This is a genomic window from Burkholderia sp. THE68 (assembly GCF_009938265.1).
In the GTDB taxonomy this organism is placed as follows: domain Bacteria; phylum Pseudomonadota; class Gammaproteobacteria; order Burkholderiales; family Burkholderiaceae; genus Caballeronia.
Genome location: NZ_AP022316.1, coordinates 809028 through 832108, shown reverse-complemented (window position 1 = coordinate 832108; position 23081 = coordinate 809028). Strand labels below are relative to the sequence as shown.

Genomic DNA, 23081 nt, shown 5'->3' with positions numbered 1-23081 from the left:
CCGCTACTACTTCAGCTCGCGCGACAGCGTCGCGATGCCTTCGAGCAGCCGCTGCGCGTCCGACATGCGCGAGAACAGCGCGGGCGTCACGCGCACGACTTCGCCTGCGTCGGGACCGGGACGCGTCACCGTGAACACGCCGAAGCGATCGCGCAATGCGGCCACGATCGCGTCGCAGCCCGCCCTGGTCGCGTGTCCGTTGAGCCGGAAGGCGGTGATGCCGGCGCTCATCGTCGGGTCGGCCGGCGTCATGATCTGCACGCCGGGCAGCGCGCGCGCGGGCTCCGCCCACGCATCGCGCAATGCCCGCAGGCGCGCTTCCTTCGCCTTCGCCCCGATTGCGCCGTGCACATCCAGCGCGGCGGGCAGCGTGAACCACGCGGCGAAGTTCGGCGAACCGGTGTGCACGCGCGCGCGGATATCGTCGGCGGGCCAGGTGCGGTCGCCGAGATACGGATCGATCGACGCGAGATCTCCCTTGCGGATGTAGATCGCGCCGCAGCCGAGCGGCGCGCCGATCCACTTGTGCAGGTTGAGCGCGGCGAACGGCGCGTGCAGGTCGGGCATGTCGAAATCCAGTTGGCCCCACGAATGCGCGGCATCGACGATCACGTCCGCGCCCGCTGCCTTCGCCATCGCCGACAGTTCGGCGACCGGCATGACGAGGCCCGTCGCGAAGCACACATGCGAGAGCAGCACGAGCCGCGTGCGCGGATGCTCGCGCAGCGCACGCGCGTAGGTTTCGAGAACCGCTTCGCGCGTCGCGGGCTCGGGCATCGTCAGACGCACGGGCGTGACGCCGCGCCGCTCGCGCAGCCATTCCATCGCGTCCTTGCCGCACGGGTAATCGAGATCGCTGTAGAGCACCGAGTCGCCCGGCGCGAGGCGGTTGTAGCCGCTGATCAGCGCGAGCAGCGCTTCGGTCGCGTTGCGCGTCAGCTCGATTTCCTCGACCGCGCAGCCCATTTCCTTCGCGACGCGCTCGCGCAGGCCCTGATACAGCGTCATCAGATGCGGGCGGATCAGCAGAGTCGTCTCGTGGTTCACGCGCTCGGTCCAGTGATGGAACATCGCCTTCACCGGCTCGGTCATCGCGCCCCAGAAGCCGTTCTCCAGATTGATCAGCGCGTCCGAGTGGCGCCACAGGCCGCGCACCGCCGCCCAGTAAGGCTCGTCGGTGGCGAGTGCGGTCGTCGGCGTGGGCGGCAATGTTGCAAGCGCGGCTTCGAATTCGGGTGTGCGGTAGGCGAGGAAATCGGGCATCGGGATCGAATGGGCAAGAGAAAGGTAATGCTTACTCAACAGGGTCCGTCGTGCATGGTAACGGGATTACCGATCGGCGTGGACAAAGTGCAGACTATTTGCATCTTTTCCCTTCAGGACCCGAAGCGGCTCGCCGTAATCAGCAAGAAGAGCGCCGCGTCATACACGCGGAAACGGCGCCGTATGTCCCATGAATGGACCACTGAGAGAACCCAAAACATGAACCTCAAGAACATCACGATCAAAAACAAGCTGATCGCGGGATTCGGCATTCTCGCCGTACTGGTCGTGCTGGTCGCAGGCATGTCGCTGCGCGCGTTGTCCAACGCGACGGACGGCTTCGTCCGCTATGTCCACGGCATCAACGCCCGCGCCGATGTCGCCGGGCAGATCCGCACCGCCGTCGACCGGCGGGCGATCGCGGCGCGCAATCTCGTGCTCGTCACGAAGCCCGCCGACCTCGAACTCGAAAAAGCCGACGTCACCCGCGCGCACGAGGACGTGCAGGCGCGCCTGCGGCAATTGAAGGACATGGTCGCCAACGCGACCGACACCAGCGAGAAGGCTCGTAGCCTGGTCGCCGAGATGGCGCGCGTGGAGACGCTGTACGGGCCCGTCGCGACGGGCATCGTCGGGCTCGCGCTCGCGGGCAAGCGCGACGAGGCGATCGTCAGAATGGACGAAGAGTGCCGTCCGCTGCTCGCGCAACTGGTCAAGGCCACCGATGATTACGCCAGCTACACCGCCACGCGCCGCGACGAGATCGTGCGCGACTACGAGGCGAACTACGAGATGCAGCGCAACGTGCTGATCGCGCTGTGCGCGGCTGCCGCGCTGTTCGCGGTGGGCGCGGGCATCGCGATCACGCGCTCGATCACGACGCCGATCGGCGAGGCGGTCGGCATCGCGCAGACCGTGGCGCGTGGCGATCTGACGAGCCACATCGTCGCGGAAACGGCGGACGAAACCGGCGACCTGCTGCGCGCGCTCGCCACCATGAACACGCGCCTCACCGAAACCGTCAGCCGCGTGCGCGAAAGCAGCGGCGCGGTCGGCGGCGCGGCGAAGGAGCTCGCGACCGGCAATACCGATCTGAGCCAGCGCACCGAAGAACAGGCGGCGTCTTTGCAGGAAACGGCGGCGAGCATGGAAGAACTGACGTCCACGGTGCGTCAGAACGCCGAGAACGCGCAGCAGGCGAGTACGCTCGCATCGAATGCGTCGGATATCGCGAAGAAGGGCAGCGATGTGGTGGGCCGCGTCGTCGAGACGATGAACGGCATCAGCGACAGCTCCGGCAAGATCGCCGAGATCACCGGGATCATCGAAGGTATCGCGTTCCAGACGAATATCCTCGCGCTCAACGCGGCGGTCGAGGCAGCGCGCGCGGGCGAGCAGGGCCGCGGCTTCGCGGTCGTCGCGAGCGAAGTGCGCAGCCTCGCGCAGCGCTCGTCGACGGCGGCCAAGGAAATCAAGGAACTGATCGCCGATTCGACCGCCAAGGTGCGCGACGGCTCCGTGCTGGCGGGCGAAGCGGGCACGACGATGGCCGAAGTCACGCAGGCCGTCGCGCGTGTGACGGACATCATGGAGGAGATCGCGGCGGCGTCGGTGGAACAGGGACGCGGCATCGAGCAGGTGAATCAGGCAATCACGCAGATGGACGAAGTCACGCAGCAGAACGCGGCGCTGGTCGAGGAAGCGGCGGCGGCGGCCACCTCGCTCGAAGAGCAGGGACGCAGGCTCAACGAAGCGGTGGCGTTCTTCACGGTGCAGGGCGCGGCGGCTGCGTTCACCGCGCACGCTCCGGCCGCGCCGCGCCCGAAGGCCGCGCCTCGCGTGGCGCGGGTTCAGGTTCAGACGGCGAAGGTCGCCGGCGGCGACGGCTGGAGCACCTTCTGACGCGCGTCTACGCGTTCACATCCACGATCACGCGCCCCTTGATTTCGCCGCGCAGCAGACGCGCGGCGGCTTCGGGCGCATCGGCGAGCGCGATGGTCGTCGCGACGCTTTCGATGGTCGCGACCGGCACTTCGTCCGCGATCGCCTGCCACGCCGCGATACGCCGCTCGCGCGGCACGTAGACGCTGTCCACGCCCAGCAACGCGACGCCGCGCAGGATGAACGGCGCGACCGTGGCGGGCAGATCCATGCCTTGCGCGAGGCCGCACGCGGCCACCGCGCCGCCGTAGCGAAGGCTCGCGCAGACATTGGCGAGCGTGTGGCTGCCGACGCAATCGACCGCCGCCGCCCAGCGTTCCTTCTGCAGCGGCTTGCCCGGCTCGGACAGCGTCGCGCGCTCGACGATGTCCGCCGCGCCCAGCTCGCGCAGCCGCGCGGCTTCCTCGGGGCGACCGGTCGACGCAATCACGCGATAGCCGCGCTTCGCCAGAATCGCGACCGCGAAGCTGCCGACGCCGCCGTTCGCACCCGTCACGAGGACGTCGCCGTCGGTCGCCGCGACGCCGTGTTTTTCCAGCGCCTGCACACACAGCATCGCCGTGTAGCCCGCCGTGCCGACGGCCATCGCCTGGCGTGTCGTGATGTTCGCGGGCAGCGCGATCAAATGATCGCCCGGCACGCGCGCCTTCTGCGCGAGCCCGCCCCAATGCGTTTCGCCCGCGCCCCAGCCGTTCAGCACGACCTTGTCGCCGGGCTGGTAATCCGGGTGCGAACTCGTTTCGACGACGCCCGCGAAGTCGATGCCCGGCACCATCGGCCACATGCGCACGACCGGGATCTTGCCCGTGATCGCGAGTCCGTCTTTGTAGTTGAGCGTCGAGAAGTCGACGCGCACGAGCACGTCGCCATCGCCGGGTGAGGCGAGCCGGGATTCGTCGATCGACTGAATGGACGCGACGGTGCGATCGTCCTGTTTGTCGAGCATGAGGGCGTTGAACATCGCGTGCTCCCGGGCGGAAAGGATGAAAAAAAGGGCGGCGCGCGGCCGCCCTGGTTTATGTCGGATGACGCATCAATGATGCTCGAATTCCGCGCGCGGCTTGGGCGTCGCCTTCACCTTGTTGTACTGAAACTCGGGCAGCGCCTTGATGGCGTCCTTGGTCGCGCCCGCGAGCACGAACTTGCCGTCCTTCACATCCAGTTGCTCGATTGGAATCGCGACATCGTGACGCGCGACGCCCAGGAACTTGTTCGCCGCGATGATCGCGAACGAAACTGACTTGTCGGGCGCGACGATGATGTCGTTGATCACGCCGACGCGCTCTCCCTGTTCGTTCACGACAGGCTTGTTGAGGACGGATTTCTTGACGCTCCAGCCGTCGATGATGGCGGTCGAGACTTCGACCGTCACCCCGAGCGGCTGCGCGCCCGCGACCTGGGCGTAGGATGCCGTGGAAGTCAGGCCGAGTGCCGACGATGCAACGAGCAGTGCCACGAGCTTCGATTTCATTCTTGGTTTCCTCAAAGGATGGGCAGACTGTTTCAATGGACGTGCGCGATTCAAGCTTCCAGCGCGGTAGAAGTTTGAACGTTAATCGGTTTCTTTGCAGGAGCGGTGAAAGCTTGCGCCGCGCGCACTATAAAAGTGCGAACGTGCGGCGCGCGGCGAAGTTGAATTCGATACTGAATTCAGTGAGATAGACGCGTGAGCGCATCGGCCTTGTGCACGGCGCGCTTGCCGGTCTTGTCGCTTTCGACTTCGTAGTGCGGATCGTCGCGCGACGCGTTGACGGTGTGTCCGTCGAGCGTCATGCGCTCGGTGACGATCCGCACGATATGTCCCGTCGTCTCGCCTTGCGGCGTGTTCCAGCGGACGTGATCGCGCAGCTTGAATGGTTTGCTCATGGCGTTCGGCTCCCGTGACATATGATCACAGCGAAGCGCAACCGTCATGCCCGTCAGCGCAGGCGCGCGAGCGTCGCGTCGTCGGGCCGGCCTGCGAAGTAGTGGCGCAGCGCGTCGTGGAACACGTCCGGCGCATCGGCGATATGCGCGAAAAGTGTCATCGACGAATGAAATTTCATGTCGTCCGGATAGCCGAAGATCTCGCCGACACTGCGCCCCTGCAAGCCATCGACGATGCGCGTCAGCTCGACGAGCCGTGCGCCCAGCACCGGATGCGCCAGATAGGCCCGCGCTTCGTCGGGCGATGAAATCGCGTAGTGCTGCGCCATCGCGCTGTGCCCGAGACCGGCGATCTGCGGGAACACGAACCACATCCAGTGCGTGCGCTTGCGGCCGGCGCGAAGTTCGGCGCGCACCTCGTCGATGACGCTTTCCTGTGCGTCGACGAAGCGCTGAAGGTCGTAGGGATCGCTCATGGTTTGCTCCTTACGCGACCGCGTCGGCGATGCGTTGTCTCATCGCCGCATCCGGATAGACGCCGATGCCCGCGCGCGCGTTGTCGATCATGTATTCGGGCCGCCCCGTGCCGGGGATCACGCAGGTCACGGCCGGGTTGCCCAACACGAACTTGAGCAGAAGCTGTGCCCATGTCGTGCAGCCTAACTCCCCCGCGAACGCGGGCACCGGGCGGTTGCGCAGGCTCGCGAGCAGCGAGCCGCCGCCGAACGGCTGGTTCACGATGACCGCGACGCCGCGTTCGGCGGCGAGCGGCAGAAGGCGCGCTTCGGCATCGCGATCGTTGGCGGCGTAGTTGATCTGCACGAAATCGACGCGCTCGGAACGCAGCACCGCTTCGACCTGAGGAAACGCGCTCGACGTGTAATGCGTCACGCCGATGTAGCGCACTTTGCCGGCGGCTTTCCAGTCGCGCAGGGTGGCGAGTTGCGTGCGCCAGTCGAGCAGGTTGTGAATCTGCATCAGGTCGATGCGACCGGTCTGCCACAGGCGCATCGACTGCTCCATCTGCGCGATGCCGGCGGCGCGGCCATCGGTCCAGACCTTGGTGGCGATGAACGCCTTGTCGCGCGTATGCGATGCGGCGAGCAGCGCGCCCGCCACCGCTTCCGACGAGCCGTACATCGGCGATGAATCGATCACCGAGCCGCCCGCGGCGAACAGCACGCGCAGGACTTCGGCGAGCTCGCGGCGGCGCGCGGGGTCATCGTCGACGTCGAAGGTGCGCCAGGTGCCGCAGCCGACGACGGGCAAGGGCTCGTTCGTCGAGGGAATGGGGCGTTTGTGCATGGCTTGCGAGGGCGGTTCGGCGGCTTGCGCGGCCTGCGTGGCGAGCGCGGCTGCGGCGAGGCGGAGGAAGTCGCGGCGGGTGATCATGGGCGGTGCGGGCGAAAGGCCATTTGTCAGCTCCTCGAAGCGTAACCGTCGGTTCGATTCTTTCTCTCCCCGAAATGCACGATGACGCAAAGTCCGTCTATGTCCGGGCAACTGCGTCTACCTTGAAGTTACGCTTTTTTGCGTTTTTGGACGCAGTGAGGAAGTAGCATATCCAGCCTTCGCCAGACCTCTCAGACAACCACCATCCGTCATGGCCCAGCCAAATGATCTGCAAAACATGCCGCCGCTGGAACTGATGCGCGCGCTCCGGCTGGCCGGCCGCGCAGGCGAGGCCCGGGCCCTTGGGAAACGATTGTCCGCGTCCGAAGATCCCGGCTGCTGGATCGGCCAGCTTGGCATCGACCTGAGCTTTGCCGGCCTGCACGCCGAAGCGGAGAAGCATCTGAAACGCGCGCTGGCGGACGAGTCGATGAATAACCTCGATCGCTACATCCTCTCCGAAGAACTCGCGATCGTGCAATTCATCCTCGGCAAGTTTCACGAAGCGAACGAGCGATACCGCGTGATTCGCGGCCCGGCGCACGCTGACGCCTTCCATCAACTCATTCTGGCAAGTCATTCCGCTTGGCGGGCCGCACTGTCGCAAAAACTCCTCGGCATGGACGAACCCGTCGCGGGCAAGCGCATATTCATCGCTTGCGAAGGCGGTTTCGGCGACTTCGTGCAGTTCTCGCGCTACGTCGATGTCCTGCTTCGCGAAGGCGCGCGCGAGGTGGTCCTGGAGCAGTTCCCGGGATGGAACGAGATCGTCCGCCAGAGCGACGCTGTGACGCTGTCGATGGCGACGGAGGAGCAGCGCAATGCCGAACTCGAGCGCTGCGATCGCGTCACCTTCGGCTTCAGTCTTTACGCGCGATATCAACGCTCGCCGTATTTTCCTGCGGAGAAACCGGGCGCGCGCATCGCCATCGATCCGGCCAAAACCTTGTCCGACGCGGCGAGCGCGCTGCTGTACGCCGACTCCCGGCGTCCGAAAATCGGTCTCGTCTGGACGAGCGCGAGCGGCGTGCGTCACGAGCCGTATCGGTCGATTTCGCTGGAGCGGCTGGAACCGGTGCTTGCCAATCGTGCGTGCCGCTTCTATTCGTTGCAGGTCGGAGAAATCAGCGAAGACACACGCGCCGTCATGCAACGCCACGCCGTCATCGACATGGCGCCGCATCTTTCGACCTTCGGCGACACCGCCCGCGTGCTCGAACAGCTCGATCTGCTCATCACCATCGACACGGGCACCGCGCATCTCGCCGGCGCGCTGAATCGCCCGGTGTGGTTGCTGTTGTCGCAGGCTTGCGATTCACGCTGGCTCGATTGCCAGCGCTTCACGCCGTGGTATCCGTCGATGCGACTGTACCGTCAGACCGAACTCGGCGACTGGACGCAGCCGCTCGCCGACCTGCAGGCCGACCTCAGTGCTTTCTCAACGCAGGCGCCCGTCGAAAACCCCTGAAGCGTTCGCGCTGATGTTCCTCGTCGAAGTGCTTGCGCGCGGGCTTCACGAGATCACTGCGCGACACGATGCCGACGAGCCGCAGCGACTGCCTGTTCGCGACCACCGGCAGGCGCTCCAGTTCATGCACGGCCAGGCGCGTCGCGGCGAGCCGGCACGGTTCGCCCGGCAGCGCGAAGACCGGCGCGTCCGGCCGGAGCCGCTGCAATGCCTCACCGACCGCCACGTTCGCCTCGCGCTCCATCAACGTCCCCAGCATCGCACGATCCAGCACGCCGACGAGCACGCCGTCACGCACCACCGGATACGCCCGGTGCGCCTGATGCGGCCCGAAGTGCCGCGCGAGGACGTCGGTCAGAGGCGTGGCGGCGTCGATCGTCAGCACGTCGCGCGTCATGACTTCATCGACATGATGGCGCTCCAGCGGGTCCACGCCGTATTCGCGATAGATGTGATAGCCGCGCCGCGCGATCTTTTCCGTCATGATCGAGCGCTTCATCACGACGGTCGCGAAGCCATGCGCGACGAGCGTCGCGGCGAGCAGCGGCAAGAGCGCGTTCGCATCGTGCGTGAGGCCGAACGCGAAGACGATCGCGGTCAGCGGCGCACCGAGCGTCGCGCCGAGCGTCGCGGCCATGCACACGAGCGGCCAGAGCGCGGCATCGTGGCCCGGCAGGATCGCGCCGAGCGCGGTGCCGAGGCCCGCGCCGAGCATCAGTAGCGGCGCGAGAACGCCGCCCGAGGTGCCGGAGGCGAGCGCGACCACCCAGATCACGGCCTTCACGGCGAGAATCGACAGCGCCACCTGAATCGCGATGTGCTGATGCAGCAGATCGCCGATCACGTCATAGCCGACGCCGAGCGCGCGCGGCTCGATATACCCGCCGATGCCGACGACCACCGCGCCGAGCGCCGGCCACCACATCCAGTGGATCGGCAGCTTGCCGAACAGATCCTCCAGCTTGTAGAGCGCCGCCGACAAGCCCGACGCCAGCGCGCCCGACAGCAGCCCGGCGACGAGGCACGACAGCAGCGAAATCATCTGCGGCGGCTGCGTTTCGAGCGGAAACAGCGCGCCCGTACCGAACACCGCCGCGCGCGCGAAACCCGCGACCGCGCACGCGAGCGCCACCGGCAGGAAACTGCGCGGCCGCCATTCGAACAGCAGCAGTTCCACCGCCAGCAGCACCGCCGCGACCGGCGTGCCGAACACGGCGGTCATGCCCGCCGCCGCGCCCGCGACGAGCAGCGTCTTGCGCTCGGCGGCCGTCACGTCGATGCACTGCGCGATCAGCGAGCCGAGCGCGCCGCCGGTCATGATGATCGGCCCTTCCGCGCCGAACGGCCCGCCGCTGCCGATCACGATGCCCGACGACAGCGGCTTGAGAATCGCCACCTTCGGCGACATGCGGCTCTTGCCGAACAGGATCGCCTCGATCGCCTCGGGAATGCCGTGGCCGCGAATCTTTTCCGAGCCGAAACGCGCCATCAACCCGACGATCAGGCCGCCGATCACCGGAATCACGATGACCCAGGCCCCGAGTGTGTTGAGCGCGGGCGAGCGGTCCTCGATGGAGAACGTGCCGAAGAAGAACAGGTTCGTGAACAGATGGATGAGCCCGAGAAGCACGACGGCCGCCAGCGTGCTGACCCCGCCGATGATGGCGGCGAGCCCGCATATCTTCAGCAGCCGGTCGTTGACCGAAAAGTCGCGTTTGTGATGGTCCATGGTCAGTGCTCCCGGAAATTCAAAGATCGATTTGCGGCACGCGGAACGCGCCTTCGAGCGACTTCAGCTCCGCGCGATGCAGCGCGGCAAGGCGTTCGAGAACGTCTTCGCCGCGCGGTTCGAGATGCACCCGCACCTGGCGTCGATCGTCTTCGCTCGGCGCGCGCCGCACGAGGCCGGCCGTCTCGCAGCGCGTGACCAGCGCCACGACGCCGTGGTGATGCGATTGCAGCCGCTCGGCCAGTTCGCCGACCGTCGCCCAGTCGCGGCCCGGATAGCCCTTGATGTGCAGTAGCAGCAGGTATTGCAGCGGCGTGATGCCTTCGTCCTGCGCGGCGCGCTCGGAGAAGCGCTCGAAGCGCCGCATCTGATAACGGAATTCGGACAACTGCTCGAAGTCCGGCTTGTTGAGCGTGCGCGGGTGGTTCATCGGATGTCGTGAGGGGCGACGCGGATCAGGCGCTTTTGCGCTCGCCCGCGAACGATTGTCGATACAGGCCGGAAATCAGATCGGTCTCGGTGATCATGCCCACGAGCTGATCGTGCGGGCCGATCACCGGAATATGGTGGTGCCCGAAGTGCGCGAACATCGGCACCAGTTCGGCGATGGCGGTGTCCGTCTTCACGGAGCAGACGTCCGTCGTCATCAGCGCGGCGACGAGCGGCGGTGCGTCCGACGGGCCGCGCATCAGCCGCTCGATCGCGTGCTTCATGCCCTCGGCGAAGCCGCCGCGACGCACCGGCGCGAGGTCCGCGCGCGTGACGATGCCGCATACGCGGTGCGTCGCGTCGATCACCGGCAGCGCTTTCACCTGATGCCGGTCGAGGAGCGCGAGCGCGGCCCGCGCGCTGGTCTGCGGCGTCACCGAGACGACCGTGCGCGACATGATGTCCGCGCAGGTGAACTCCGTGAAGCGGCGCGCGTAGGCCTGCAACTGCGTTTCGCGCAGCAGCGCTTCGAGATCGTCGGGATCGACGTCGAGCATTTCGCTGCGGCGCGCGAGCACCGCTTCGAGATCGGCGCGCGTGAACGATGCGGCGTCGGGCGGCGCGGCGGCGGGCTTCGGCGCGGCGTGGCCGTGCGGATAGCGATGGCCAGTGAGCGAGTGAAACACGACCGCCGACGAAAGCAGCGCCAGCGACTGGATCGCCACTGGCGCGAGCACGAAGCCGTAGCCGAGCGCGTGGATCGACGGTCCGCCGAGCACGGCCGTCAGCGCGACCGCGCCGGACGGCGGGTGCACGCAGCGCAGCGCGAACATCGCGCAGATCGCGAGGCAGGCGGCGAGCGCGGCGGCATCGACGGGATCGTGGACGAACATCGCGCAGGTGACGCCGACCGTCGCCGACACGATGTTGCCGCCGATGATCGACCACGGCTGCGCCAGCGGACTCGCGGGCACGGCGAAGAGCAGCACGGCGGAAGCGCCCATCGGCGCGATGAGAAACGGTATGGCCGCGGCATCGCCGACGAGCAGATGCGCGACCCCGCCCGTCAGCGCAATGCCGATCAGCGCGCCGAGACCCGCGCGCAGACGTTCCACCCAGCGCAGGTTGACGGGAGCGGGAAGAAAGCCATGCAGCCAGCGAAGCAATGCGTTACGCGACACTTTTCAGCGTTCCGGTGGAGTCTGTGGAGGGATCACACTGGCTGGCCGGATCGGTGGCGCGGGCGCAAGCGTGCGTCAATCTCAAAATTGTATCGCAATATGATACAAATTGTCGCGTGCTTCGTCGAGTCGCGGCGGGACGGCCGTGCGCGGCGGCGACGTCCTCCTGTACGATGAGCTTTCACTCATGCGGCGCGGACACCTCGACATGGCTCGTCGCTTCACCTCCCGTCTGGCGTGCGTCATCGTCGGCGCGTGCGCGTGGTCGTGCGCCGTCGCGGCGCCGGACGACGATCCGTCGACTGTCGTCAGCGACGTCCACGAATTCGTCGTCGCGGCCGACGGCTCGCTCACCGAAGACGACATCGCCGTGCTGCGCGCCAACACCGCCGCGGGCGTCGACGAAATCGCACAGCGCTATGTCTGGTATGACAAGAGCGTGTCGCAGGTGGATATCGTCGAGGCTTTTACCGTCGATGCGAACGGGTGCGCCACGATGTCTCCGCGGACCAGATCCGCGACATTCAGGAGCCGCGCTCGGCGGGCGCGCCGACCTTTCAGGACGCCAAACTGCGCGCGGTGATCTTTCCGGCCGTGGGCGCCGGATCGACCGTGCATCTGCGCTTTCGCAAGAGCCAGGCGGCGGCGGTGATTCCGGGACAGTTCAACTATTTCGTCGATCCGGGGCAGCGGCCGGTGTTGCAGCAGCGGCTCGTGTTCGATCTGCCGGCCGACAAACCGCTGTATGCCGACGCGCGCGGCTATGTCGCCGAACCGCCCGTGACGGAGAACGGGCGCACGCGCTACGCGTTCGTGTACCGGCGCGAGCGGATCGCGCGCATCGAAGGCGGCTCGGTCGGTTACGCGCAGTACGGCGATCGCCTGATGGTCACGACCTTCGCCGACTACGCGAGCTTCGCGAAAAGTTACCGCGACGCCGCCGCCGATCCGGGCGCGAGCGATCCCGCGATTCGCGCGCTCGCGCAGTCGCTCACCCAGCACGACGCCGACGACCGCGCGAAAGCCAGAACGCTGTACGACTGGGTGCGTCACACGATCCGCTATGTCGCGATGTTCATCGGGCAGAGTCCAGCGGTGCCGCATCGCGTGACGGACGTGCTCGCGAACCGCTACGGCGACTGCAAGGATCACGTCGCGCTGTATGGCGCGCTGCTCGATGCCGTCGGCATCCGCAACGAGCCCGCGCTGATCGGCCTGGGCTCGGTCTATACGCTGCCGTCGGTGCCGGGCTACGGGTCGGGCGCGATCAATCACGTCATCACCTGGCTGCCGGATCTGAACGTGTATGCGGACAGCACGGCGGCGAGCGTCGAGTTCGGCTTTCTGCCGCTCGCGGACATGGACCGGCCCGCGCTGCTCGTGACGAGCGGCACGCTTGCGCGCACGCCCGCGACGCAGCCGCTCGCGCGCACGGCGCGCCTGCAGATCGAGGTCGCGCCGCAAGGCGAGGCGCACTTTGCCTACTGGGTCGAGGATGCGGGCTGGAGCGCGGAAATCGAGCGGATGACGCTGCGGGCCGCGAACGGGCAGCGGCGCGACCAGATCGCGGCGGACCGGCTGCGCTTCACGAATCTGCGCGGCGCGGGCGCGCTGACCACGAGCGATGTCGATGCGACCGGCGGCCCGTTCGCGACCACCTTGCGCGGCACGCTCGACGACATCGTCTGGCCGACGGGCACGACCGCGCTGCCCGCGCTGACGAGCCTGTCGGGCGGCATCGCGACGCAAACGCGCAACTGGCTCGCCGAGCGCACGCGCACGCAGCCGTATCTGTGCATCGGCGGCGCGTTCGACGAGGTGTCGCAGATCACGCTGCCAAAGACGATGCGCGTGGCCGAAGTCCCGGATGATGTCGACCTGACGAGCGGGTTCTTTCGCTATCGCGCGCGCTATCTGTTCGATCCGTCGACCAATGTCATCCAGATTTCGCGCACGCTGGATGCGCGCTTCGGCAAGCAGGTCTGCACACCCGACGACTTCCGGGCGGCGTCGGCCGCGCTGAAGACGATCGAACGCGACACGCAGGCGCAGATCATCGTGAAGGCGGCCGGCCGCTAGCGGCTCACTCCAGATCGCGCGCGACCCGGAAACCGTTCTGCGACTGCCGCACGCTCGAACTGTATTTGAAGCGCGTCGCCGATTGCATGTAGGCCGCGCCTTCGCGCCACGAGCCGCCGCGAATCACGCGCACGGAGCACGAGGGATCGTCCCACGCGCGGCCATCGGCGGGCCCGTTCTTGTACGAGCTATGCCAGCAGTCGGCGACCCATTCCCACACACTGCCGTTCATGTCGTAGAGACCGTACGGATTCGCCGCGAACGACCCGACCGGCGTCGGCGCTTCGGGCTTGTACGGATCGCCGCAGTCCTTGCAGTCCGCCGTGCCTTTTTTCATCTGGTCGCCCCACCAGTAGGTCGACTGCGTGCCGCCGCGCGCGGCATATTCCCATTCCGCTTCCGTCGGCAGCCGATACGCCTTGCCGCCCACCTTGCTCAGCCATTTGACGTAGACCTGCGCGTCGTCCCAGCTCACGTTGCGCATCGGCGCATTGGCGGGCGGGGCCGTGTCGCCTTCCGGCGCGATGCGTGTGCAGGCGCCCGCATCGACGCACGCGTTCCATTGCTCGAAGGTCACCTCGTATTTGCCGATGGCGAACGGATGCCCGATCGACACGCGATGCGGCGGCTTCTCGGCGGGATCGTCGTTGTTGCTGCCCATCGTGAAGCTGCCGGGCGAAAGCGGAATCAGCACGGGGCACGACGGACAATCCTTCAGTTCGCCGCCGCTCGCGGTTTTCGCGGCGGGCTTCGCGGCTGCGGCGGCCGGTGCCGCGGGCGCGGCGGCGGCGGGCGCGGCCGGTGCGCTCGGGCGCGGTTTCTCCGGTGCTGCGGCGGTGACTGGCGGCGGCTTCGGCGTCGGTGCGGCAGGCGTGGCCGTCGCCGCTGGCGGTGCCGATGGCGCCGATGCGGCCGGCTTGGCGGTCGCCGCTCCCGACGCGCGCAGGCGCTCGATGCGCGCCTTGGCGAGCGCCGCGAAACGGCCGTTCGGATAGGACTTCAGATAAGCCTCGTAGTCGCTGGGGAAGGTGCTGTCCTTGATCGAATCCCAGAAGGTCAGTTCGTACTGCTCGTTGCTGTCTTTCGGAAGGATGCCGCGCGTGCGGATGGCGCTGGCGGATTCGGTCGGATCGATGGCGTTCGCGTCCGTACCGGCGATGTGCATGCGCGCCGACGCATCGGCGATCGCGAAGTCTGTATCGAGCGTCGATGCGAGCCACGGCCGTTGTGCGCCACGCGATGTCGCCGCGACATCGGATGCGGCGGTGGCGAAGGTCGCGGATGTCAGCGGCGAGCCTGCGTCGAGCGCGCGCAAAAGCGCCGCCGTGTAGCGCCCGTTGCGCTCGCCTTCGGTGGCGGCATCGCCCGGCGCGGCCGCATACGCGACGAGCGTGCGCGGCGGCAGCGGCCACGACCCCATGCTCGTTTTCCCGAACGGATCGGTGAGGCACATATCCAGCACGACGATATTCGCCGCGCCGGGCCGCGCGCGCGTCATGCGTTCGACGATCTCTTTCGCGGAAAGCGCGTCGCGCACGAGCGCCACGGGCTCGCGCTCGCGTGCATCGAGCGGCACGAGCAGCGCGTCGCCGCCCGCCTGCACGCCGTGACCGGCGAAATAGACGAGAGCCGTATCGTGCGGGCCCAGACGCGCCGTGAACGCATCGAGCGTTTGCCGCATCGCGGCTTCATCGAGATTCGTGCGGCGGGTGACGTCGAAACCGAGCGAGGCGAGCGCCGCGCTCATGTCATCGGCATCGCGCGATGCGCTTCTGAGGGGATGCTCGGCGTAATCAGCATTGCCGATCACGAGCGCGCGATGTTTCGGCGCTTGCGCGGCCGGCGAGGCCAGGGACGCAATTGAAGAGGGCGCCGCGCTCGCTGGCGCAAACACGCCGCCGATCGTCATGAACACGCCCGCGATGAGTAGAGTTCGCCACATATTCACACCCTGTCCGTCCGGCTTTGAGTGGAGGGCATAGCGGCGCATTCGCGCTGGTATGCCGAGGCTTGCTTCGGGCGAGGTCCGCGCCCTCGTGAATCAGCACCAACAACGATAGCACGCGCTCGCGCGCAGCCTGAATCCCCTGAAAGAAGGGGTTCGTCATGAGGGACGAACGACCCTCCTGTGTACGTATCTTTTTTAAACGTTACGTCCTAATCTAAAAGCCGAAGACGATGCATCACGCGATACATCCCGCTCCGGGCACGAGCGTTCGCGCGTTTCGAGGCGCAATTTCGCTGGCCCATCCGCGAGCCCTTTCAACGAGAGAGGCGTGCATAACATGCTGAGAAGAACCGTGCTTGGCGCGCTGGCTTCCCTGGCCGCACTGGCCGCCGATTCGTCGTTCTCCGCCGCGCGTGCACGCACGCCCGCGCCGCCGAACGCCGAGGCGTACATCATCTGGCCGCCCGACGGCGCCGTGATCTCCGGCGGCAAGCTGTGGGTTCGCATGGGCTTGCGCAACATGGGCATCTGTCCAAAGGGCGTCGATCTGCCGAACGTGGGGCATCACCATCTTCTGATCGACGTGGACTTGCCGCCGCTCGATCAGGAGATTCCGTCCGATCGCAATCATCTGCACTACGGCGCGGGCGAAACCGATGCGCGGCTCGAACTGCCGCCGGGCAAACACACGCTGCAGTTGCTGTTGGGCGACTACAACCACGTTCCGCACGATCCGCCGGTCTATTCGAAGAAGATCACGATCACTGTGAAATGACCCGCGAAACCCGCGCATTTGCCGAGGGCATACGACATGAAGAATCGATCCGCTGACGCGCTCGCGCTCTCGCGTTCGCTCCTCGTCGCCGCCGCGCTGGCGACGGCGTGCGTCGCGCCTTGCGCGTTCGCCGGGCCGACGCCCGCGCCCGCCAACGCTTACGCCTATATCGGCTATCCGAACGATGGCCAGACCCTGCCTGCGGGCAAGCCGTTCAAGGTCTGGTTCGGGCTGCGCTACATGGGCGTCGCGCCGCGCGGGGTGAAGTTTCCGAACACGGGGCATCATCATTTGTTGATCGACGTGGACCTGCCGCCGATGGATCAGGAGATTCCATCGGATCGCAATCACCTGCACTACGGCGCCGGCGAAACCGAAACGATGCTCGAACTGCCGCCGGGCAAGCACACGATTCAGCTTCTGATGGGCGACGACAAGCACATACCGCATAACCCGCCGGTGTATTCCAGGAAGATCACGATTTACGTCAAGTAAGTTTGGGCGCTGCTGGAGCAGGCCGAGCGGCGCCTTTCCCGGTTTCCTTCATCGACTTCGATTCCGCGTGCGTAACGCGGAGGGAGACGTTCGTCTGCGCGTCGTCGGGAGATGTCGCAACGAAACCGACAGTCGGAGTCCGAAGTGTTGGTCGAGCGACATCACGATGGTTACGGCAAGAAATTTCAGGTACCGCCGAGAGCCATATGCAGTAAGGGCGGACACGAAAAACAGCAGGTGCGTGACGCGGTTGGCACACCCTATGCATTGAATGGTTGCAAGCAGACAAGTTGTCGAAGCCACCACCGAATGCGCGATGCGCACCCAAGGAGCACGGAAATGAAGACGCTGACCATCAAGGACCTTCCCGTCACCACCGAACTCGACCGCCGTGCGATGTCGGCCGTGCACGGAGGCAGTGCCGTGCTGTTCCCCGGCTTCATCTCGATGGACGGGGCGACGCTCTCGATGCCGTTCAACCCGCAGCAGATCATCAACCAGACGCAGACCACGTTCAACCAGAACGGTAGCAACATCGCGTTCGCCGAGGCGCTCAAGTCGCAATCCACGGTGGCGCCGAAGCAGGACGCGCGCAACATCGCCAACGTCAACTTCGGCTTGGCGGGCAATCTCGCATGAAGCGATCGGCGCGCGGAATGAACGGCGCGCCGACGCAGTAAAGCATCCATGCCGTCAGCAGTAAAAGCGGGGTACGGGGATCTCCGCTGTAACACCGCCCGCATTCCGGGGCGTTGCGGTTCGGCGAGGGTCGCATCCTCCAGCCGGACCGCGTCACGGGCGCGCGACGTGTCAAAGAGCACGCGCGCGCCACGTGACTTAACCCGTATGGAGTCCCGGCGCGCCGTGTGATTTACTTGAAGAACCGAACGGGCGCCGCGCTTCTCATCACTAAAACCTGACCGTCGGTGCGCGTTCACCGGGAGCGAGATCGTGCAAGCCTTGTTGTCATCGTTGCGCGTGACCATCGAGCGAAAAGGGGCCGTGCTGCCAGCGCTCATTGCCGCGGCGCTGCTGTCGGGCTGCATTGACGTGAAAGTGCCGACCTATCAGCGTCCCGATACCCCCGAGAAAACCGCCTTCACGAAAATCGACTCATCCAAGGTCGCCGCGTCCGACACCATCCAGCCCGACTGGTGGAAGCAGTTCCACGATCCGACTCTGGACGCGCTGGTGGAGAAGGCAATCAGCAACAACTTCGACATCAAGGTGCTGGCCGCGCGCATTCAGGTGGCGGGTGCGCAGATCGGCGAGGCGCGCGCGGGCGCGTTGCCGTCGATGGATCTGGGCGCTGGCGCGAGCTTCGAGAAGACCACCGGCCAGAAGTTCTCGAAGCAGTACAACCTGGCGACGCAGGTGAGCTGGGACATCGACATCTGGGGTTCGGTCGAGAAGGGCGTGCAGGCGCAGAAAGCCGAATTCCGCGCGACCGAGGCCGACTGGCGCGCGGGCTATCTCGAACTCGTCTCGCTCGTATCGACGACATACTTCCAGATTCTCCAGTTCGACGATCAGATCGCCCAGCAGCAGCAGACCATCAACACGAACCAGCAAATCCTGACGATCTTCGAAGGCATGCAGAAGAACGGTCTCGTGCCGAAGACGCAGGTGCTCACGCAGCGCGCGGAACTCAATCGCCTGACGCGCGAGCTGCTGGAACTGCGCCGCTCGCGCGATCTCGCGAACAATGCGCTCTCCACGCTGATCGGCGTGCCCGCGGGCGAATTCAGAATGCCCGACGGCAAGCTGCAAAAGCGCGTGCAGGTTCCGCCGGTGCCGAGCGGCCTGCCGTCGCAACTGCTCGCGCGCCGCCCCGATCTGATCGCGGCCGAGTATCGCGTGCTCGAAGCCTACGACCTCGTCGGCCAGGCGAAGCTCGCGCAACTGCCGACCATCAATCTGACCGGCCGCGCCGGCTCGGCGAGCTTTCAGCTGACCGATCTGCTGAAGATGTTCACGTTGAGCTTCGTGCCGAGCATCAATATCCCGATTCTCGATCCGTCCGTGCGCGCCCACGTGAAGACGACCGAAGCGCAAACGGCGGTCGCCGAGCAGCAATATCGCAGCACGGTGATGAACGCGTTCGAGGAAGTGGAGAACGCGCTCGTCAATCTCGATTCGCACACGAAGCAGCGCGTCGAGTTGCAGCAGGAAGTCGATCAGTTGACGATCGTCGCCGCGCAGATCGACGCCCAACTGAAAGAGGGCGTGATCTCGCAGCTTCAGGTGTTCGAGACCGAGCGCACGCTGCTCGCCGCGCAACTCGCGCTGCTCGCGAATCATCAGCAGATTCTGTCCGACACGGTGACGCTGTATAAGGCGCTCGGCGGCGGCTGGCCAATGATCGACGTGCAAAGCGCGAGCAAGGACGAGGTGAAGTGAAGCGCTTCACGAATTACGTCGAACGCAATGATATGAATAACTAACGATCGTTTTTAAATCGCCCGTCATTTGCATGACGAGCCGCTGCTGCACGATTGACTACGACGATGCGTGACTTAAACTCTCAACAGCCGCCGGTTGCACATGACATCGATTTCGGCGCCGTCCAACCTGTCCATGCGCCCGGCGTTGCCGGGCATTCCTCTGGACGTACCTCGTGACATGGACATGGCTCAAGGCGTTTCCGTCGCGATACAGCAGCCGGGTGTGAGCGAGGCGTTCGACGTCATCCTCAAGCCCGCGCCGCATCCAGAGCTTGCCGGCGAGCTTGCCGAGCGGCTCACGGAAATCCGTATCGACGAGAATCTCTTCGCGATCGGCCGCACCGAGGCGCCGTTCGACACGAGCCCCGCCGAAGCCGTGGCGCAGCTTTCGCGCCGCCATGCGCGCATCTTCGTCGAGCATGGGCTCGTCTATATCGCCGATCTCGGCAGCAAGAACGGCACTGCCGTGAATGGCACGCCCGTGCGCGACACGCCCGCGCGCGTGCGAAACGGCGACACCATTTCATTCGGCAGCCGGCTTTCGTATCGCGTGCAGTTCGCGCCGCGCACGCGGCGGCTCGACGCGCCGAAGCCTGTCGGCCTCACGCTCACGCCGCAGCGCGACGATCTCGGTTTGCATCCGGTCGAACTCGCGCAGTTCCCGTTTCTCGTCAGCAAGACCGACGAGACCTTTTCGCGCTATCGCGAGCAGTATCCGCATCAGGTCAATTACGTGTCGCGGCGGCACGCGCACGTCTTCATCAAGGGCGGCGCGCCGTTCGTCGAGGATCTCGGCAGCACCAATGGAACTTTCATCAACGGCGAGCGGCTCGGCGCGTCGGCGGTCGAGCTGAAGAACGGCGATACCGTCGCGTTCGGCGGCACGCACTTCGTGTACCGGGTGCAACTGCACGGCGACGAAGGCGAGTCGACGCTCACCGAGATGGTGGCGCAAGCCGTCGCGCCGACTCACCACGACGACGAATTCGACAGCGACAAGACCACGTTCGTCGGCTCGGCGCATTCGTTCCTCGATATCTTCTGTGTCGATCAGGCGGCAGCCCGCGAAGACGAGGTCAACGAAGAAGCGCAGCCCGTGCCCGCCGAGGAAAAGCGCCCGGACGCGCGTGCCGCGAAGCGCAGCAAGTTCGCGCTCTTCGTGGGCGAAGTGCGCCGCGCGCTCGCCAGCGACGACCCGCACGCCGCGCGCCGCACGCGCATCGTGCTCGCGTGCGTGCTGGCCGTGCTCGTCGCGGGCGGTTCGGCGCTCTTTTACATCGGCATGCCCGAGCGTGAGGCGAAGTCGCTGATGTCGAGCGGCGAATTCGGCGAGGCGGCCACGGTCACGAACGACTACCTCAAGACGCATCCGAAGGACACGCAGTTTGCGTCGATGAACACCGAGGCCGTGCTCAAATCGAACGTGCCGCGCTGGCTCGCCGCGTTGAAGAAGGTCGATTTCGCGAGCGCGGACGCGATCATCGTGCAGATGCGAACGCTCGCCGAGCACAACCCCGATGTGCATTCGCTGGTCGACGAACTCGAATGGATCGGCAAGCTGGAAAGCTTCGTGATGGGTCGCGGCGGCGCCGAGGCGCCGATCCGCATGTATGGCGATGAGTCGCGCATCAGTGCGATCCTGAAGCACTGGGAAGCGGACGCGGGGGGGCATCAGCGCGATCTGGACCGCATCGCGGGCTACGTGCCCGAGTTCCGAGATCCCTATGCGCTCGCGCTGAGCCATCTGCGCAAGCTGCAAAGCGACGACTCCGTTTATCTCGCGGCCATCGACCGGCTCAATGCGAGCATCATCAAGAGTCTCGGCCAGGACGATCCCGATGCGATCAACGCGACGCTGAAGGAATACGCCGATAAATATCCGCGCCTCGCGGGTCTCGACCGCGTGCGCGCCGATCTCGATGCCTATGCCGGTCTGCGTCGCGGTCTCAATGGCGCGAGCCTCGCGCCGCTCGCGGGCTCGGTGGGCAAGACCAGTTTTTCGACGCCGCCGTTCCAGGAAAAATTCAAACAGATGAGCGCGAGCCAGTTGCCCCCGGCCGATGTACTCACGCAATACACGAGCGTCGCCGATGCGTGGAACCGCGGCCAGAGCGCGCAGGCAATCGATGGCCTGCAGAAGCTGCCGCAAGGTACATGGTCGCCCACGGTGCAAAAGGAACTCGCGCACAAAAAGGCCGTGGCCGCGCAGTTCGCCGACGTGCAGAAGGCGCGCGGTTCGAAAAATTACGAGGACGCGCTGCTGTCGTTCTACGAAACCCTCGATCTCGATGCCGACACGTTCTACGCGAAGGCGGTCGCGCCCGAAGTTGCAGCGCTCAAGGACAAGGCCACCAGCCGCGCGCAGACACTGATGACGCAGGCGCAAACGGTCTGGCAGCAGTATCGGACGAATGGCGGCATCGGCGGGTCGCAGCGGCTCGAATCGGGCGTGTCGGACGTATTCAGGACGCAGGCGCGCCTGCTGTCCGACGCGCAGGATGCGGCCACGCGCGGCATGCGTATCTTCAGGCAAGTGAAGGCGGATAGCGCGACGGCGAAATGGACCGCGCTCGCCAACGAGATCGACACCGAAGCGGACTTGCAGCGGCGTTCGCTGCAGGACCTGCGCATGGTGCTCGAACCAGGACTTCTCAATACCAAGCTGAGTCTGATCGGCGGAGGCACGGGCAGTGAAGAGAGACGCACACCTTAAGTCGTTGTCGGAGGCGCTCGGCGAGCACGGCGCCGAAGGCATCGCCATTCTGACCGCCGAGCCGGCGCGGCTCACGCAGGGCCTCGTCTTCGCGATGGTGGCGCTGGTCGCGTCGGCGCTCGTGTGGTCGTTCGTCGGCCATGCGGACGTGATGGTCAGCGCGCAGGGCACGCTCGCGCCCGAATCGGAAGTGCGCCGTTTCTATGCGCCGATCGATGGCGAACTCGCGGACCTCTATATCGCCGAAGGGCAGCCCGTGCGCAAGGACGATGTCGTGGCCCGCCTGAATGCGCGCGGCGCGATCGAGGCGGCGACGAATGCGCTCGAGGCGCAACTGAAGCTCGATGACGCCGAACGCGAGTGGAAGCAGTTTCCCGAAAAGAAACTGCTGATGGAGCGCCGCATCGCCGCGCTCAAGGATCAGATGGACGTGGAGGAGCATCAGCATCAGCAGCGCGTCGCGGAAGGTACGAGCAAGCTCGCCGAAGGTCAGAAGGCGCAGTTGCAGGAAGCGCGCAGCACGCTGGAAAACGCGCGCCGCGCGCGCGACGCCGCCAAGGTCGAGTACGACCGCTTTCAGCGTCTGCTCGCATTGCCGGGCGGCGGCGGCGTGGCGGAAACGCAGGTCGATGCGAAGCGCAACACGTATCTCGAAGCAGACGGCGCGTATCGGGTCGAGCAGTCGCGCCTCGCGGAACTGGACTTTCGCCTGAGCCATGATTTCACGCAGGCCAAGCGTCAACTCGAAACGAGCGGCCAGGAAGCGACGAGCCTGCGTCTGCAATACGAAGCCGCGATGCGCGAAGTCGCGAGCACCGAAGACAAGTTGCGTCTGCAACTACAGACGGCGCGTCTGGTCGCGGACGCGGCGGCGCGCATCAAGTTCGAGAACATCGACAAGGATAACTTTCTGCTGATTCTCGCGCCGGTTTCGGGCGTGATCACCGATGTGACTTCGACGCAGCCCGGCGACAAGATTCAGGCGAACACACCGCTCGGCGGCATCGCGCCCGCCAATGCGAAGCCGGTGCTGAAGATCGAGATCGCCGAGCACGACCGCGCGTTTCTGCGTGAAGGGCAGCGCGTCAAGCTCAAGTTCAACGCGTTTCCTTATCAGCGCTACGGCGTGATCGAGGGCACCCTCGCATTCATCTCGCCCGCGACCAAGCCGAGCCCGGGCACGAAGCAGCCGGTTTATGAAGGACGCGTGACGCTCGATCGCGATTCGTACCAGGTCGCGGACACGAAGTATCCGCTGCGCTACGGCATGACGGCGACCGCTGAGATCGTGGTGCGCGAGCGGCGCCTGATCGACCTCGGGCTCGATCCGTTCCGCAACGTGGCGGGATAGGAATGGG

The 23081-nt window shown here is 65.9% G+C and carries 18 protein-coding genes and 1 pseudogene; 9 read left to right on the top strand and 10 right to left on the bottom strand.

Annotation, left to right across the window (positions count from 1 at the left end):
* Positions 1-6: 6 nt before the first annotated feature.
* Entirely contained in the window at positions 7-1302 is a 1296-nt protein-coding gene (locus BTHE68_RS17395; RefSeq protein WP_232078017.1) for an aminotransferase class V-fold PLP-dependent enzyme, read from the bottom strand.
* A gap of 180 nt (positions 1303-1482) precedes the next feature.
* Between BTHE68_RS17395 and BTHE68_RS17390 the strand changes: the two genes are divergently transcribed.
* Positions 1483-3165, top strand: a complete 1683-nt coding sequence (locus tag BTHE68_RS17390; protein ID WP_162067545.1) for a methyl-accepting chemotaxis protein — start codon at positions 1483-1485, stop codon at positions 3163-3165.
* Positions 3166-3172: 7 nt separating this feature from the next.
* On the opposite strand, the gene acuI is transcribed toward BTHE68_RS17390, so the two are convergent.
* The 5 genes from acuI to BTHE68_RS17365 form a co-directional block, all read right to left on the bottom strand.
* Entirely contained in the window at positions 3173-4165 is a 993-nt protein-coding gene (gene acuI / locus BTHE68_RS17385; protein WP_162067544.1) for an acrylyl-CoA reductase (NADPH), read from the bottom strand.
* A gap of 72 nt (positions 4166-4237) precedes the next feature.
* Positions 4238-4675, bottom strand: coding sequence for a PRC-barrel domain containing protein (locus tag BTHE68_RS17380; RefSeq protein ID WP_061174863.1), 438 nt, complete (start codon positions 4673-4675; stop codon positions 4238-4240).
* 179 nt (positions 4676-4854) lie between these two features.
* Entirely contained in the window at positions 4855-5070 is a 216-nt protein-coding gene (locus BTHE68_RS17375; RefSeq protein WP_162067543.1) for a hypervirulence associated TUDOR domain-containing protein, read from the bottom strand.
* A gap of 53 nt (positions 5071-5123) precedes the next feature.
* On the bottom strand, positions 5124-5546 hold the full coding sequence (locus BTHE68_RS17370; protein WP_162067542.1) for a DUF1810 domain-containing protein: 423 nt from the start codon (positions 5544-5546) through the stop codon (positions 5124-5126).
* 10 nt (positions 5547-5556) lie between these two features.
* Complete coding sequence (locus tag BTHE68_RS17365) at positions 5557-6462, bottom strand: aldo/keto reductase (protein ID WP_162067541.1); 906 nt, start codon at positions 6460-6462, stop codon at positions 5557-5559.
* Between the two features lie 211 nt (positions 6463-6673).
* Between BTHE68_RS17365 and BTHE68_RS17360 the strand changes: the two genes are divergently transcribed.
* Positions 6674-7930 carry a glycosyltransferase family 9 protein gene (locus BTHE68_RS17360; RefSeq protein WP_162067540.1) on the top strand — a complete coding sequence of 419 codons (1257 nt, stop codon included), beginning with the start codon at positions 6674-6676 and terminating at the stop codon, positions 7928-7930.
* Here BTHE68_RS17360 and BTHE68_RS17355 read toward each other — a convergent pair.
* From BTHE68_RS17355 to BTHE68_RS17345, 3 genes are read right to left on the bottom strand one after another with little or no spacing between them, the layout of a single operon-like run.
* Entirely contained in the window at positions 7890-9659 is a 1770-nt protein-coding gene (locus BTHE68_RS17355; RefSeq protein WP_502710591.1) for a chloride channel protein, read from the bottom strand. The genes BTHE68_RS17360 and BTHE68_RS17355 overlap by 41 nt on opposite strands.
* A 19-nt stretch (positions 9660-9678) precedes the next feature.
* Positions 9679-10089 carry a MarR family winged helix-turn-helix transcriptional regulator gene (locus tag BTHE68_RS17350; RefSeq protein WP_162067539.1) on the bottom strand — a complete coding sequence of 137 codons (411 nt, stop codon included), beginning with the start codon at positions 10087-10089 and terminating at the stop codon, positions 9679-9681.
* 25 nt (positions 10090-10114) lie between these two features.
* The gene (locus tag BTHE68_RS17345) at positions 10115-11269 is read right to left on the bottom strand and encodes an HPP family protein (RefSeq protein ID WP_162067538.1); all 1155 of its coding nucleotides are present in this window, start codon (positions 11267-11269) and stop codon (positions 10115-10117) included.
* Positions 11270-11477: 208 nt separating this feature from the next.
* Between BTHE68_RS17345 and BTHE68_RS17340 the strand changes: the two are divergent.
* Positions 11478-13348 (top strand): annotated as a pseudogene (locus BTHE68_RS17340) (DUF3857 domain-containing transglutaminase family protein).
* Between the two features lie 4 nt (positions 13349-13352).
* On the opposite strand, the gene BTHE68_RS17335 reads toward BTHE68_RS17340, so the two are convergent.
* Positions 13353-15290, bottom strand: coding sequence for an SUMF1/EgtB/PvdO family nonheme iron enzyme (locus BTHE68_RS17335; protein ID WP_174258062.1), 1938 nt, complete (start codon positions 15288-15290; stop codon positions 13353-13355).
* A 343-nt stretch (positions 15291-15633) separates the two neighbouring features.
* Here BTHE68_RS17335 and BTHE68_RS17330 point away from each other — a divergent pair, with 343 nt between their 5' ends.
* From BTHE68_RS17330 to BTHE68_RS17305, 6 genes are all read left to right on the top strand, one after another.
* Positions 15634-16071 (top strand): DUF4399 domain-containing protein, encoded by a 438-nt coding sequence (locus tag BTHE68_RS17330; protein WP_061174854.1) that lies wholly within the window; start codon positions 15634-15636, stop codon positions 16069-16071.
* 36 nt (positions 16072-16107) lie between these two features.
* Positions 16108-16566, top strand: a complete 459-nt coding sequence (locus BTHE68_RS17325; RefSeq protein ID WP_162067536.1) for a DUF4399 domain-containing protein — start codon at positions 16108-16110, stop codon at positions 16564-16566.
* Between the two features lie 339 nt (positions 16567-16905).
* Positions 16906-17205, top strand: a complete 300-nt coding sequence (locus BTHE68_RS17320; protein WP_061174852.1) for a hypothetical protein — start codon at positions 16906-16908, stop codon at positions 17203-17205.
* Between the two features lie 312 nt (positions 17206-17517).
* Positions 17518-18966, top strand: a complete 1449-nt coding sequence (locus BTHE68_RS17315) for an efflux transporter outer membrane subunit (RefSeq protein ID WP_162067535.1) — start codon at positions 17518-17520, stop codon at positions 18964-18966.
* Positions 18967-19194: 228 nt separating this feature from the next.
* Positions 19195-21723, top strand: coding sequence for an FHA domain-containing protein (locus BTHE68_RS17310; RefSeq protein ID WP_502710599.1), 2529 nt, complete (start codon positions 19195-19197; stop codon positions 21721-21723).
* A complete protein-coding gene (locus BTHE68_RS17305; protein WP_162067533.1) occupies positions 21701-23074 on the top strand; it encodes a beta-barrel domain-containing protein in 1374 nt (457 codons plus the stop codon). Before BTHE68_RS17310 ends, BTHE68_RS17305 begins: the two co-directional genes overlap by 23 nt.
* Positions 23075-23081: the final 7 nt, after the last annotated feature.

Coding starts and splice junctions, on each gene's coding strand:
- BTHE68_RS17390 (WP_162067545.1), top strand. CDS start 1,483: ATGAACCTCAAGAACATCACGATCAAAAACAAGCTGATCGCGGGATTC.
- acuI (WP_162067544.1), bottom strand. CDS start 4,165: ATGTTCAACGCCCTCATGCTCGACAAACAGGACGATCGCACCGTCGCG.
- BTHE68_RS17380 (WP_061174863.1), bottom strand. CDS start 4,675: ATGAAATCGAAGCTCGTGGCACTGCTCGTTGCATCGTCGGCACTCGGC.
- BTHE68_RS17375 (WP_162067543.1), bottom strand. CDS start 5,070: ATGAGCAAACCATTCAAGCTGCGCGATCACGTCCGCTGGAACACGCCG.
- BTHE68_RS17370 (WP_162067542.1), bottom strand. CDS start 5,546: ATGAGCGATCCCTACGACCTTCAGCGCTTCGTCGACGCACAGGAAAGC.
- BTHE68_RS17365 (WP_162067541.1), bottom strand. CDS start 6,462: ATGATCACCCGCCGCGACTTCCTCCGCCTCGCCGCAGCCGCGCTCGCC.
- BTHE68_RS17360 (WP_162067540.1), top strand. CDS start 6,674: ATGGCCCAGCCAAATGATCTGCAAAACATGCCGCCGCTGGAACTGATG.
- BTHE68_RS17355 (WP_502710591.1), bottom strand. CDS start 9,659: ATGGACCATCACAAACGCGACTTTTCGGTCAACGACCGGCTGCTGAAG.
- BTHE68_RS17350 (WP_162067539.1), bottom strand. CDS start 10,089: ATGAACCACCCGCGCACGCTCAACAAGCCGGACTTCGAGCAGTTGTCC.
- BTHE68_RS17335 (WP_174258062.1), bottom strand. CDS start 15,290: ATGTGGCGAACTCTACTCATCGCGGGCGTGTTCATGACGATCGGCGGC.
- BTHE68_RS17330 (WP_061174854.1), top strand. CDS start 15,634: ATGCTGAGAAGAACCGTGCTTGGCGCGCTGGCTTCCCTGGCCGCACTG.
- BTHE68_RS17325 (WP_162067536.1), top strand. CDS start 16,108: ATGAAGAATCGATCCGCTGACGCGCTCGCGCTCTCGCGTTCGCTCCTC.
- BTHE68_RS17320 (WP_061174852.1), top strand. CDS start 16,906: ATGAAGACGCTGACCATCAAGGACCTTCCCGTCACCACCGAACTCGAC.
- BTHE68_RS17310 (WP_502710599.1), top strand. CDS start 19,195: ATGGCTCAAGGCGTTTCCGTCGCGATACAGCAGCCGGGTGTGAGCGAG.